Below are 13,033 nucleotides of genomic sequence, written 5' to 3' on the forward strand. Positions count from 1 at the left end.
GACGCTGAAAGCCGCGAGAGCGTCGGTTATGGCCGCGTACGGCGTCCTCCCCGCGCTGGTGAACGAGAACGTCACCGGCCCGGCGGTACGCGAAGCACAGCGCCATCTCGCGCAATGGCAGTTACAGCCCATCGCCAAGATGATTGCCAACGAGGCGGCGGCGAAGTTCGAGACCACGGCGGAGATCGACGTATTGCAGCCGTTGCAGGCGTTCGATGCCGGCGGCCGCGCCCGCGCCCTGTCGGGCGTGCTTCAGGGCCTGGCGCTGGCGAAAGAATCCGGCCTATCCGAGGAACAGATACAGGCCGCGCTGGCGTTTTCCGGCGTGGCGACCGAGTTGCAGCAACGCGCTGCGTCAGCCGAGCCGCCCGGTATATAGGCGGACCCGTCTTAGTGCTGAGTCACGGGATTGAAAAGGAACCGGCACGGCTGGCGGCGTTGTGCTCTAACTACGTGTCACACAGCGCGCGGCCAGCATCTTATCTGCCGAGGTGAGCCGCCGTGAACTATGACCGCATGCAAGCCCGCATCGAGCGGCTGATCCATCGCATCGGCAAGCCGGCGGCCATCGTGCGCATCGTCACGACCGGGCCGGCCTACGATCCGGTCACCGAGGAACAGGCGTTTGCGATCACGCTGGCCGAAACCGGCTATACGCTCGAAAACCGTGCCGATACGCTGGTGCAGACCGGCGACCGCGTGGGCGTGATTGCCACGGATGGCGAGGTCGAGCCGAAGCTAGCCGATAAAGTCGAGATCGACGGCACGCGCTATAGCTTCGTGGACCTGCAACCCGTCAACCCCGGCGGCACGATGCTGATGTATCGCTTTCAGGCGCGGGCCTAGCGTAACCCTCCCGCTCGGTCGGTATAGCCGCTGTCGGCGGTGCCGGTGGGGGCTTTTTTCGGACACGAGACGATCCCGCAACCCGGACACCAGCCGGACACAGAAAAGCCGGCACTTGGCCGGCTATCGTAAGTCTTTGATTTTATGGTGGGCCGTGATGGATTCGAACCATCGACCAATAGATTAAAAGTCTACTGCTCTACCAACTGAGCTAACGGCCCCGATCGGCGCGCATGATACCCGATCCGACGCCGAAAATCAGCGTCCGTGGCGTGCATTCAGCGATATCGTGTCGGGTCCGCGATACCGGCGTCACGAAAGCCCTGGCGCCGGAGACGGCAGGCATCGCAGCGGCCGCAGGCACGACCCTCGGCGTCGGCCTGATAACAGGTGACGGTGTCGGCGTAGTCCACCCCGAGGGCTGCGCCACGCTGCACGATCTCGGCCTTGCTGAGCTCCATGAGCGGCGTGCGGACCGCTACACCACGACCGGTTTCCACCGCCGCTCGGGTCGCGAGCGACGCCAGGGACTCGAACGCCTGGATGAACGCAGGCCGACAGTCGGGATAGCCCGAATAGTCGACGGCATTCACGCCGATATAGATCGCTTCGGCCTCCAGGATCTCGGCCCACCCCAGCGCAATCGACAGAAACACCGTGTTGCGCGCCGGCACATAGGTCGGTGGGATGCCGTTGGTGGCTGTCTCCGGCACGTCGATTGCGGGATCGGTCAGGGCCGAGCCACCCATGCCGTCGAAATCGATCGTCACGCACTTGTGGTCGGCGACATGCGGCATTGCGGCCGCAATCCGCCGGGCGGCTTCGATCTCGGCGGTGTGGCGCTGGCCGTAGTCGAAGCTCAACGCGTGGCACTCACAGCCGTCGGCGGCCGCTTCCGCGAGGCAGGTGGTCGAATCCAGCCCGCCGGAGAAGAGCACGACCGCGCGGGGCGTATCGGCCGTGTCCTGCGCTACCGTCATCGTCCCGGCGCCTCGCCCCAGAGCTGCTTGTGCAGCTGCAACTGGAAACGCACCGGCAGGCGATCGGCCACGATCCAGTCCGCGAGATCCCGGGCCGGCATCTGCTCGCTGCTCGGCGAGAACCAGACATCGCAGCCCGCCGGCAGCTGCAGTTCGGCGACGCGATCACGCGCCCAGACATAATCCGCCCGCGAACAGATCACGAACTTCAGCTGATCGTGACCGGTCAACGCCTCGATGTTGTCCCAGCGGTTGCGGGCCGCTTCGCCGGAGTCGGGCGTCTTGATATCGACCACGCGCGACGCGCGGCTGTCCACGGCCCGGATATCCAGCGCCCCGGCCGTCTCGACGGACACCCGGTAACCGGCGTTGCACAGTCGGCCAACCAGCGCTGCACAGTTGGGCTGGGCCAGCGGTTCGCCGCCGGTGACGCAGACGTGGCGCGCCTCCAGGGTTCGAACACGCTGCATGATCGCGTCCAGCGGCATCCAGTCGCCACCGCTGAACGCGTAGGCGGTATCGCAGTAATGGCAACGAAGGGGGCAGCCCGTGAGGCGAACGAAGGTGGTGAGCGCCCCGGCATCGCGCGCTTCCCCCTGGAGCGAGCAGAAGATCTCGGTGATCCGCAGCGCGTCGACGCGTTCCGGGCGCCGCCCGGCGGCCCGGGGCGCCCTGGCGGCCCCGGCGCCGGGGCTCAGGGCCACGGGCATTCAGCCTCCGATCGCGTCCAGACGCTTGCGAGCGAGTTCCGCCGCGTTGTCGTCCGGGTACTGATCGATCACGCGCTGGAGCGTGCCGCGCGCGTTGTCGGCCTCGCCCTGTTCGTCCTGGATTACGCCGATCTTGTAGAGCGAACCCGCGACCTTGTCGCTTGCCTTGAAGCGGTTGACGACGGTTCGAAAGGCTTCCAGCGCGGCGTCGTAATTCCGCTTAACGTAGTTCGCCTCGCCGAGCCAGTACCAGGCGTTGTCGCTGTAGCGCGATTCCGGATGAGCGTCGAGAAAATCCTCGAAGCCACTGATCGCGGCGTCGTATTTGCCGTTCTTGAGTTCGTCGAACGCGGCCGTGTAGGCCTGCTCCGCGGCGCCCGAATCACTGCCGCTCGACGCCGACCGGCCGGTGTCGTCCTGCCCGGTGCTGCCATAGCCGCCGCCGGAGCTTCCGTAGCTGCCACCCGAGTCCGAGCCGGCACCGGCGTCGCTTTCGCCGATCGGCTGGAATTCGTCGCTCGCATCATTGCCGCGAGCGGCGCCACCGTCCTCAAGTGCGCTCAGCCGTTTATCGAGGTTCTGATAGAGATCGCGCTGGCCCTGTTCGCTCTGGCGCAGCTTGTACTGCAGCGTATCGATCTGACCGCGCAGATCGCGGACCTGCTCCTGCAGCCGCTGGATGTCCTGCAGCAGCGAGAACACATTGGGCCCGCCGCTGCTGTTCTGGGCGACCCGTACCGGCTGGTCCATATCGGACGGCGCGGCCACGGCCGGCCGGGCATTCAGCCCGGCCGAAACCGCGACGATCCCCGTCACGACCGCTATCGATAGAGCGTGACGCATGATTATCGCCTACTTGGTGTAGATGAACTCGACCCGGCGGTTCTTCGAATAGGCTTCCTCACCGGAGCCGAGTTCAGCCGGGCGTTCCTCGCCGAACGACAGCGTGGACAGCTGGCTGTCGCTCGCGCCGGACAGCACCAGTGCCTGCTGCACCGACTCGGCACGACGCTCGCCGAGTGCGACGTTGTATTCACGGGTGCCGCGCTCGTCGGTGTGGCCTTCCAGACGCAGGTTGACGTCCGGATGCTCGCTCAGATAGCGACCGTGGGCGGAGATTGCCTGCGAGAAACGCGACGGAATCGCGCTGCTGTCCAGGTCGAAATAGATGATCCGGGTGGACAGCGGATTGTCCGGGTCGGTGAACATGCTGCGATCCTCGGGATCGATCCCTTCCAGACCACGCACGTCGATATCACGGCCGGACTGCATGCCCATGCCCTGATCGCCACCGCCGTCCATGCCGGCGGCCGGCAGATCCTCGCCGTCGCGCAGGTTCTTGTTGCCGCCGCAGGCCGCAAGCGCGAACGCGGCAAGCACCATTACAACGGCCAGCGCACAGCGCCGCCCCACTTGATTGGTCATGACACTCATCCCTTTAAGAACTCCTTTACGGTGAATCGGCCCCAGGCCGTTAGTGATTGTGGCATCAGTTCGAGTCGGCTCTAGTAGCCGAGCGGTCCCCACGCCGGCTCGCGAACCTCACCGCTCTGGGACAGGCGCGTCTTGGTCTCGCCGTCGATCGTAACCGTGGCCAGCTCGTTATTGCGGCCTTGCTTGGCGTAAATGATCGCCTGCCCGTTCGGTGCGAAGTTCGGGCTGTCGTCCAGCGGGCCTTCGCTGACGATACGGATATTATTGGTCTCGAGGTCCTGCACCGCAATGCGGAAACCGCTCCCGCTCTTCTGGACCAGGGCCAGCTTATCGCCATCGGGTGAGAAGTCCGCGCCCTGATTGGATTCGCCGTCGTAGGTCATCCGCTCGACCTGACTGCCGTCCCGGCGCATGCGATAGATCTGGGGCTTGCCGCCGCGATCCGAGGTGAAGGCGATGTGCTGGCCGTCCGGAGACCAGGTGGCTTCGGTATCGATGGCGCCGTTATTGGTCAGCTGCGTCAGCTGATTGGTATTCAGGTCGTAGCGGTAGATCTCCGGATTGCCTCGATAGGACAGCGTCAGCGCCAGGGCGTCGCCGTCGGGCGACCAGGCCGGTGCGCCGTTGATGCCCTCACGCGCGGAGATCTCGCGGATGTTGCCGCTGGCGAGATCCTGCACCCGCAGGCTCGAACGACCCCGGTCGACGTCGAACGCCACATAGGCGAGTTTCGAGCCGTCGGGCGACCAGGCCGGCGACATGATCGGGTCGCGCGAGGAATAGACCGTCGCCGGGTTGTAGCCGTCGTAATCGGAGACGATCAGCCGGTAGCGCAGCCCGCCACTCTCCTGCGCCATGGTGATGTAGGCGATCCGCGAGAGGAAGTAGCCCTTCTCACCGATGAATTTCTCGTAGACGAGATTCGCGATGGTGTGTGCGGCATCGCGCAGTTCGTTACCGCCCGCGTTGAGCTGGAAACTCGAGATCGAGCGCTCCTGGTAGACGTCCAGCAGGTCGAAGCGGATGCGATACCCACCGCTGCCGTTGGCCTCGGCCGAGCCGACGACGAGGTTGTCGACCGATGCGCTCCGCCAGTTCTGATAGTTGACCTCATCGGGATCGCTCGGCGTGGCGACCATGCTGTCTCGATCGAGGACATCGAACAGGCCGGTCGACTCGAGATCGTCGCTGGCGACCTGGGCGATATCCAGCGGCAAGGTCTGGCCGCTCGAGTCGAATGGCGCTATGGCGATCGGCACCGCGCCGTCCGCACTTTCGGTGATGTCCACCTGGAGCGCGGCGCGTGCGGGCATGATCGCCAGCAGACTCAGCGCCAGCGCGGCCGTGCCTAAAAGGATCGATCGGGGCGTCGTTGCTTTCATTTATCCGGCTCGAAGTTGAACTCGATTTCTGACTCGAAGACCGCGTCCGAGGGCGCACGCGGCAGCGGATCGGACTTGCGGATCGCCTGTTCCACCGAGCGTTCGGCGGCCGCGCCGCCACAGCTGCCCAGCAGCTCGAATCCCGAGATCTGCCCGCCCGGCAGTTGCTCTACGCGCACTTTACAGGAAATATCGTTCGCGCCCGGCGGGCGGATCCAGTTCGATTCCACGCGATCCTTGATGGCCTGTATGTAGGCGCCACGCTCGCGCGAGGTCGCTGCATCGCGCCGCCCCGCGGCCTCCCGGGCCATGGCTTCGCGCAACGCCCGTTCCCGCGCACGCTGCTCGGCGGCAGCGGCTTCCTGGGCCGCCTTTTCGCGGGCCCGCCGTTCCGCTTCGGCTTTCGCCTTGCGCTCGGCCTCGGCTTCGGCCTTGCGCTGCGCCTCCTCACGGGCCTTGCGCTCGGCTTCCTCGCGTGCTTGGCGCTCGGCCTCTTCCCGGGCCTTGCGCTCAGCCTCTGCTCGGGCTTCACGTTCGGCTTTCTCCCGGGCTTCACGCTCGGCCTGCTTTCTGGCCTCTTCCTCGGCCTCGCGTTCGGCTTCGGCCTCGGCTTTTCGCTCGGCCTCCGCTTCGGCCTTGCGCTCGGCTTCCGCTTCCGCCTTGCGCTTGGCCTCGGCTTCGGCCCGGCGTTCCGCCTCGGCCTCTTCCTTCGCCTTGCGCTCGGCTTCGGCCTCGGCCTCGCGTTCGGCCGCTTCGCGCTTGCGCTCGGCTTCGGCTTTCGCTTCGGCCTGACGCTTGGCCTCGGCTTCGCGCCGTTGTTCCTCGGCCCGCCGTTCGGCCTCGGCCTTTTTCTCTTCGGCCTCCGCCTCTGCCGACGCCTCGGCCTGCTCCGATTCGGCCGGACTCGGGGTTTCCGGTTCGGGCTCCGACTCGGTCTCGGTCGGTTCAGTGTCGGAAGCCGACGGATCCGAGGCCTCGTCCTTATCGGCGCCGGCCGGCTCGATCACCCGGGCCTGCACGATTTCCTGGCCGCGATTGCCCCGCGAGCTCGCGGAATCCGTGGCGAAATTGACGCCGACAAAGAGAAGCGCGGCGACGACTGCGTGCACGCCGACAGCCAGAATGACCGCGCGCCAGTTGTCCCGGAGCGTTGTCATCACTTCAGTCGGAACCTCCGTCCGTTTCGACCTGATCGGTGAGCAGACCGACCCGCTCGGCCCCGGCCTGCTGAAGCATCACCATGCCCCGAACCACGTTGCCGTAGCTGCCGGCGCCGTCGCCGCGCACCGCGACGGGGGCGTCCGGGCGGGCGCTGATGATCCGCGCCGCGATCCGCTGGACTTCGCCCGGCGACAGCGGCGTGTCGGGGTTGTCGCCCACGTTGAGCGACAGCTCGCCGTCCGCGGTCACCGTCAGCACGATCGCCTCGTCGTTCTCGACATCGAGCGTCTCCGCCGGCGCGTCCGGCAGATCCACCTCCACGCCGTTGGTCAGCAGCGGCGCCGTGACCATGAAGATGATCAGCAGCACCAGCATCACGTCGATATAGGGCACGACGTTGATTTCGGCGTTGAGTCGGCGTTTGCCCCGCATGCGCATCGATTGCATCGTCGGTTCCCGTCGCGCTCAGAGTTCCGGCGGCCGGCGCACCGGCTCCGGATCGGCGGGCGGCGGCTTGGGGGCCGCCCGCGGCGTGGGGTTGGCGGCACTCATGCCGCGCTCGACGATCCCGCTCATCTCTTCCATGAACGTCTGGAAGCGGTTCTCCAGAAAATCCACGCGATTGCTGAAGAAGTTGTAGGCCACCACGGCCGGAATCGCGGCGAAAAGACCCATCGCCGTGGCGATCAGGGCCTCGGCGATGCCGGGGGCGACCATCGCCAGGCTCGCCTGCTTGACGTTGCCGAGCGCGATGAACGCACTCATGATGCCCCAGACCGTGCCGAACAGGCCGACGTAGGGACTGATCGAACCCACCGTCGCCAGCAGGGCCAGCCCGCGCTCGAGCCGTTCGAGTTCCCGCGACAGGGCGACCCGCATCGCCCGCTGCACCGAAGGCACGATCTCATGCGGCGAGGCGTTGCCGTGCTTGCGCTGGCGACGCAGCTCCTCGTAGCCCGCCCGGAAGAGCGCGGACATGCCTTCCGATGCCCCGGCGCTCTGGTCGGTCTCGTCATAGATGTCCTTGATGTTGCCGCCGGACCAGAAGCGATCCTCGAACCACTCCATCTCGGCCCGGGTGCGCTTGAACAGACGACGCTTGCTGAAGATGACGACCCAGGACGCGATGGAGGCCAGCAGCAGCGACAGCATCACGAGCTGAACCAGCAGGCTGGCCTGCATGACCAGCCCCCATAAAGACATGTCCGTCGCGACGCTCATTCCATCTCCTTGTACAGCTCGGGTGGCAGCGCACACGGCTTGAAGCCGCGGAGTCTGACACAGGCGACCGTGAATCGAGCCTTAATGAGCAGGCGATCCACGCAGTATATTTCCTGCGCAAAGACAATGCGTGCGCGCCGTCGTTCAATGACTTCGGTGACGATCTCGAGTTCGTCGTCCAGCCGCGCGGGCGCACGGAAACGCACCTGCGCGTCGGCCAGGGTGAAGGCCACGCCGTGCGTGTCCGCGAGCGCGCGGTGCGTCGCCCCGCGCGACTCCATCCACAGCGTGCGCGCGCGCTCGAAATACTTCAGGTAGTTGGCGTGGTAGACGACCCCCGTGGCGTCGGTGTCCTCGTAGAACACGCGCACCCGCGTGCGGGCTGCAACCGACGGACTCGGCGCCGCGTCCTCAGCCATCGCCGTTGAACAGGTCGGCCGGCGCGTCCGGGCCACCGCCCGGCGCCGGCAGGCCGTGGTACCGATAAGCTGTGGGCGTGGCGACACGCCCGCGCGGCGTGCGCATCATGAAGCCCTGCTGGATCAGGTAGGGTTCGATGACGTCCTCGATGGTCTCGCGCGCCTCGCCGATGGCCGCTGCGAGGCTGTCCACCCCGACGGGACCGCCCTCGAAGGTCTCGACCAGCGCACCGAGGAGCTTGCGATCCATGACGTCGAAGCCGTTGTCGTCGACCTTGAGCATGTCCATGGCCCGGGCCGCCACGGCCTCGCTGACCCGGCCGTCGGCCTTGACTTCGGCATAGTCGCGCACGCGCCGCAGCAGGCGGTTGGCCACCCGCGGCGTGCCCCGTGCGCGGCGGGCCAGCTCGGCGGTGCCGCCTTCGGCGATCTCCACGCCGAGAATGGCCGCCGAGCGGCCCACGATCGTGCCGAGATCCGCCTGGCTGTAGAACTCCAGTCGCTGCACGATGCCGAAGCGGTCGCGCAGCGGCGAGGTGAGCGCGCCGGCGCGCGTGGTGGCGCCGACGAGTGTGAACGGCGGCAGATCGAGCTTGATCGAACGTGCCGCCGGGCCCTCGCCGATGACGATGTCGATCTGGTAGTCCTCGAGTGCGGGATACAGCACCTCCTCGACGACCGGGGCCAGGCGGTGGATCTCGTCGATGAACAGGACATCGTTGGGCTCGAGGTTGGTCAGCAGCGCGGCCAGGTCGCCCGGGCGCTCGAGCACCGGGCCGGAAGTCTGGCGAAAGCCGACCTGCATTTCGTTGGCGATCACGTGCGCGAGCGTGGTCTTGCCGAGGCCCGGCGGGCCGAAGATGAGCACGTGATCGAGCGCCTCGCCGCGGGCGCGTGCCGCGGAGACGAATATCTCCATCTGCTCGCGCACCGCCGGCTGGCCGATGTATTCAGCCAGCCCCTTGGGCCTCAGGGCGCGGTCGATGCGCGCGTCGTCGCCGCGGGCGTCCGGGTCGATCAGACGTTCCGATTCGGTCACGAACGCACCGCCCGGCGCAGCGCCTCGCGGATCAGCGCCTCGCTGTCGTTGGCCTCGTCATCGAGGCCGCGCATCAGCCGGTCGGCCTCGGCGGGCTTGTAGCCCAGCGCCATGAGGGCATGGCGCGCGTCGTCGATCGCAGTGCCGGCCGCGGTGCCGTCGGCCGCCGCCACCGGCGTGGGCGACAGTGCCGGGGCGAGCCCGGTGCCGGAGAGCTTGTCGCGCATCTCCACGAGCAGGCGCGCCGCGGTCTTCTTGCCGACGCCGGGCAGACCGGTCAGGCGGGCCGTGTCGTCGGCCTCGATGGTGGCCACGAAATCGGCCACGCTCATGCCGGAGAGCACGGTAAGCGCCAGCTTGGCGCCCACACCCGAGACCTTGATCAGCTCCCGAAACAGGCTGCGTTCGTCGGCACTGGCGAAGCCGTAGAGCAGCAGGGCATCCTCGCGCACCACCATCTGGGTGAGCAGCGTGACCTCGCCGCTGCTCTGGCCGAGCGTGAAGAACGTCGACATGGGGGCTTCGAGCTCATAGCCCACGCCGCCCACGTCGAGCACCAGCCGCGGCGGCTGCTTTTCGACGATGTGTCCACGCAGCCGGCCGATCATGCGCGTCGTCCCGTATCCGTCGGCGCGACCCGCATGCGTCCGGCGGTGCGCGCGTGATGGGCGTGGCATACCGCCACCGCGGCCGCGTCGGCGGCATCGGCCTGGAGCGGGCCGCGCACGCCGAGCAGCATGCCGATCATGTGCTGGATCTGGACCTTGTCCGCGTGGCCGCGCCCGACGATCGCCTGCTTGACCTGGGTCGCGGTGTATTCCGAAACCGCCAGTCCCCGGGCGGCCGCGGCACAGATGGCCGCGCCGCGCGCCTGGCCCAGCTTGAGCGCGCTGGCCGCATTGCGGGAGACGAACACATCCTCGATGGCCATCTCGTCGGGCTGGTGCGCGGCGATCACGTCCGACAGACCCGAGAAGATCAACCCGAGCCGGGTCGGGAAGTCGGTCCGCGGCAGCCGAATGCAGTCGATCACCCGGGCCGACAGCGACGCATCGCCCTCGATCACCGCATAGCCGGTGATCGTCGAGCCGGGATCGATGCCGAGTATCCGCGGCACGGCGCGTCAGGCCGGCGCTTCGGCGAGCGAAGCTTCATCGAATTCGACGTTGGTGTAGACGTTCTGCACGTCCTCCAGATCCTCGAGCGATTCGATCAGCTTCATGCAGGTCCGGGCGGTATCGCCGTCCAGCTCCACGGTGGTTGCCGGACGCATGGTCACATCGGCATCGGCGGGCGGGAAGCCAGCGGCCTCGACCGCCGCCTTCACTGCGCTGTAGTCGTTGGGGGCGGTCAGCACCTCGAAGGAGCCGTCCTCGTACTCCACCAGATCCTCGGCCCCGGCCTCCAGCGCCGGCGAGAGCACGGCCTCGTCGTCGATGTCCGGGCCGTAGGTGAGCACGCCCTTGCGGTCGAACAGATAGCCCACCGATCCGTCGGCGCCGAGATTGCCGCCGTTGCGGTCGAAGGTGTAGCGGATTTCGGAGACCGTACGGTTCTTGTTATCGGTCATGCAGTCGACCATGATCGCCGCGCCGCTGGGCCCATAGCCCTCGTAACGGATCTCCTCGTAGCTGTCGGCCTGGCCGTCGCCCGTGCCGCGCTTGATCGCACGCTCGATGTTGTCCTTGGGCATGTTCGCGGCCAGCGCCTTGTCGTAGGCCAGCCGCAGACGGGGATTGTCGTTCGGGTCCCCGCCGCCCAGGCGGGCGGCGACGGTGATCTCGCGAATCAGCTTGGTGAAGATCTTGCCGCGCTTCTTGTCCTGCGCGTTCTTCCGGTGCTGAATGTTCGCCCACTTGCTATGACCTGCCATAACGCTCGTCCTGCGCTACCAAAGTCGCCTGATTCTAACAGGCGCGCACGCCCCGGCCGCGCCTATATCTCGATCTGGATGCCGAGCTCGACCACGCGCTCGGGCGGGATGCGGTAGTAGGCCGTCGCGCGATTGGCGTTCCGCGACATGAAGGCGAACAGCCGCTCGCGCCAGATCCACATGCCCGGCCGCTCGGTGGTGGGGATCAGCGTCTCGCGCCCGACGTAGAAGGTGCTCTCCTCGAGATCGACATCGAGCCCGAACTCGCTGGCGAAACGCAGCGCCACGGGCACGTTGGTCGCCTGCATGAAGCCGTAGTGCAGCTGGACGCGGACGAAGCCGCGACCGAGATCCTCGATCTCCATCCGGCGCGCCGCCGGCACCTGTGGCACATCCTGGGTGTAGACGGTCAGCAGGATCACCTGTTCGTGCAGCACGCGGTTGTGGCGCAGGTGATGCAGCAGCATCGGCGGCGTCCGGGGGCCGGCGTCGGTCATGAAGATGGCGCTACCGTCGATGCGATAGGCGTCGTCGTCGAGCCCGGCGATGAAGTCCTCCAGCGGCTCGGTGTCCTCGCGCAGCTGCCGCCCGACCAGCTCCCGGCCGCGCCGCCAGGTCGCCATCAAGAAGAAGATCGCGGCGGCGAGCGCGAGCGGGTACCAGCCACCGTCCGGCACCTTGAACAGATTGGCCCCGAAGAAGGCCAGATCGACCACGAGCAGCACCGCCGCAATCACGCCGGCCAGCCGCGGCGACCAGTCCCAGCGATAGGCGACGAAGAACGCCAGGATCGTGGTGATCACCATGTCCATCGATACGGCCACGCCGTAGGCCGCGGCCAGATTGCTGGAACTGCCGAAACCGATCACCAGACCGATGGTCGCGATCATCAGGATCCAGTTCACCGCCGGGATGTAGATCTGGCCGTAGGACTGGCGCGACGTCTGCACGATGTTCAGGCGCGGCAGCTGGCCGAGCTGGACGGCCTGGCGGGTGAGCGAGAAGACGCCGGAGATGACCGCCTGCGAAGCGATGACCGTGGCCAGCGTGGCGAGCCCCACGAGCGGATACAGCCCCCAGGACGGCGCCATTTCGTAGAAGGGCTGTCGCAGATCCGGGTTCTCGAGCATGAGCGCGCCCTGCCCGAAGTAGTTGAGCACCAGAGCCGGCAATACGAGACCGAACCAGGCGATACGGATCGGCGTGATGCCGAAATGGCCCATGTCCGCGTACAGCGCCTCGCCGCCGGTGACCACCAGAAACACCGTGCCCAGCACGAAGAACGCCGCCGTGCCGTTGGCGGCGAAGAACTGCACGGCATGGGCCGGGTTGAGCGCGGCCAGTACCGTCGGGTGCTCGATGATGCTGGCCGCACCGAGCAACGCGAGCGCAGAGAACCACACCAGCATCACCGGCCCGAACAGCGAACCGACGGCCGCAGTGCCGCGTTTCTGGATCAGGAACAGGCCCACGAGTATCGCGATCGTGATCGGCACCACGTAGGGCGTGAAGGCCGGGGTCGCGACTTCCAGCCCTTCGATCGCGCTCAGGACCGATATCGCGGGGGTGATGGTGCCGTCGCCGTAGAGCAGCGCGGCGCCGAACAGACCCAGCAGCATCAGCAGGTAGCGTCGGCTCGTCTTTTCCGTCTTCCAGGGATTTAGGAGCGCGACGAGGGCGATGATACCGCCCTCGCCGTTGTTGCCCGCACGCATGACCACCGTCAGATACTTGATCGAGATGACGATGATCAACGCCCAGAAGATCAGCGACAGCACACCGTAGATGTTGGCCGGCGCGACCGCGATGCCGTCGTGCGCATAGAAGGCCTCGCGCAGGGCGTAGATCGGGCTCGTGCCGATGTCGCCGTAGACGATGCCCAGCGCCGCGAGACAGAGAAACGGCAGGCGCTGCCCGCCGCTGTCGCTGTCTTCACCGGCCGCGTGGCTTGCGTCGTTGCCGTTACCC

General features: G+C 66.9%; 15 protein-coding genes, 1 tRNA gene and 1 pseudogene. 2 read left to right on the top strand and 15 right to left on the bottom strand.

Annotation, left to right across the window (positions count from 1 at the left end; translation table 11 throughout):
• Together SAOR_RS11855 and SAOR_RS11860 are read left to right on the top strand one after the other, a co-directional pair.
• Positions 1–379: pseudogene (locus tag SAOR_RS11855) on the top strand (hypothetical protein); the annotation flags it as partial.
• Between the two features lie 122 nt (positions 380–501).
• Entirely contained in the window at positions 502–846 is a 345-nt protein-coding gene (locus SAOR_RS11860) for a hypothetical protein (RefSeq protein ID WP_123631614.1), read from the top strand.
• Between the two features lie 145 nt (positions 847–991).
• On the opposite strand, the gene SAOR_RS11865 is transcribed toward SAOR_RS11860, so the two are convergent.
• From SAOR_RS11865 to SAOR_RS11935, 15 genes are all read right to left on the bottom strand, one after another.
• A tRNA-Lys gene (locus SAOR_RS11865) sits at positions 992–1,067 on the bottom strand.
• A gap of 57 nt (positions 1,068–1,124) precedes the next feature.
• A complete protein-coding gene (gene queC, locus SAOR_RS11870; protein ID WP_123631615.1) occupies positions 1,125–1,826 on the bottom strand; it encodes a 7-cyano-7-deazaguanine synthase QueC in 702 nt (233 codons plus the stop codon).
• Complete coding sequence (queE, locus tag SAOR_RS11875) at positions 1,823–2,536, bottom strand: 7-carboxy-7-deazaguanine synthase QueE (RefSeq protein WP_123631616.1); 714 nt, start codon at positions 2,534–2,536, stop codon at positions 1,823–1,825. Before queE ends, queC begins: the two co-directional genes overlap by 4 nt.
• Entirely contained in the window at positions 2,537–3,352 is an 816-nt protein-coding gene (gene ybgF, locus SAOR_RS11880; RefSeq protein WP_245965461.1) for a tol-pal system protein YbgF, read from the bottom strand.
• 36 nt (positions 3,353–3,388) lie between these two features.
• Positions 3,389–3,961 (bottom strand): peptidoglycan-associated lipoprotein Pal, encoded by a 573-nt coding sequence (pal, locus tag SAOR_RS11885; RefSeq protein ID WP_245965462.1) that lies wholly within the window; start codon positions 3,959–3,961, stop codon positions 3,389–3,391.
• Between the two features lie 80 nt (positions 3,962–4,041).
• Entirely contained in the window at positions 4,042–5,352 is a 1,311-nt protein-coding gene (gene tolB, locus SAOR_RS11890; protein ID WP_123631619.1) for a Tol-Pal system beta propeller repeat protein TolB, read from the bottom strand.
• Positions 5,349–6,509 (bottom strand): cell envelope integrity protein TolA, encoded by a 1,161-nt coding sequence (gene tolA, locus SAOR_RS11895; RefSeq protein WP_123631620.1) that lies wholly within the window; start codon positions 6,507–6,509, stop codon positions 5,349–5,351. The genes tolB and tolA overlap by 4 nt, the downstream gene beginning before the upstream one ends.
• 4 nt (positions 6,510–6,513) lie before the next feature.
• Positions 6,514–6,951 (bottom strand): protein TolR, encoded by a 438-nt coding sequence (gene tolR, locus SAOR_RS11900; protein WP_221177950.1) that lies wholly within the window; start codon positions 6,949–6,951, stop codon positions 6,514–6,516.
• 27 nt (positions 6,952–6,978) lie between these two features.
• On the bottom strand, positions 6,979–7,734 hold the full coding sequence (gene tolQ / locus SAOR_RS11905) for a protein TolQ (protein ID WP_123591717.1): 756 nt from the start codon (positions 7,732–7,734) through the stop codon (positions 6,979–6,981).
• Complete coding sequence (gene ybgC / locus SAOR_RS11910; RefSeq protein WP_123631621.1) at positions 7,731–8,153, bottom strand: tol-pal system-associated acyl-CoA thioesterase; 423 nt, start codon at positions 8,151–8,153, stop codon at positions 7,731–7,733. The genes tolQ and ybgC overlap by 4 nt, the downstream gene beginning before the upstream one ends.
• Positions 8,146–9,192 (bottom strand): Holliday junction branch migration DNA helicase RuvB, encoded by a 1,047-nt coding sequence (gene ruvB, locus SAOR_RS11915; RefSeq protein ID WP_123631622.1) that lies wholly within the window; start codon positions 9,190–9,192, stop codon positions 8,146–8,148. The genes ybgC and ruvB overlap by 8 nt, the downstream gene beginning before the upstream one ends.
• Positions 9,189–9,800 carry a Holliday junction branch migration protein RuvA gene (ruvA, locus tag SAOR_RS11920; protein WP_123631623.1) on the bottom strand — a complete coding sequence of 204 codons (612 nt, stop codon included), beginning with the start codon at positions 9,798–9,800 and terminating at the stop codon, positions 9,189–9,191. The genes ruvB and ruvA overlap by 4 nt, the downstream gene beginning before the upstream one ends.
• The gene (gene ruvC / locus SAOR_RS11925) at positions 9,797–10,309 is read right to left on the bottom strand and encodes a crossover junction endodeoxyribonuclease RuvC (protein WP_123631624.1); all 513 of its coding nucleotides are present in this window, start codon (positions 10,307–10,309) and stop codon (positions 9,797–9,799) included. Before ruvC ends, ruvA begins: the two co-directional genes overlap by 4 nt.
• Positions 10,310–10,315: 6 nt before the next feature.
• Positions 10,316–11,065: a YebC/PmpR family DNA-binding transcriptional regulator gene (locus SAOR_RS11930; protein WP_123631625.1), complete on the bottom strand. Its 750-nt coding sequence runs from the start codon at positions 11,063–11,065 to the stop codon at positions 10,316–10,318.
• A gap of 62 nt (positions 11,066–11,127) precedes the next feature.
• Positions 11,128–12,972, bottom strand: coding sequence for a KUP/HAK/KT family potassium transporter (locus tag SAOR_RS11935; protein ID WP_123631626.1), 1,845 nt, complete (start codon positions 12,970–12,972; stop codon positions 11,128–11,130).
• Positions 12,973–13,033 lie beyond the last annotated feature (61 nt).

It is taken from the genome of Salinisphaera orenii subsp. orenii MK-B5, assembly GCF_003788635.1.
GTDB lineage: Bacteria > Pseudomonadota > Gammaproteobacteria > Nevskiales > Salinisphaeraceae > Salinisphaera > Salinisphaera orenii.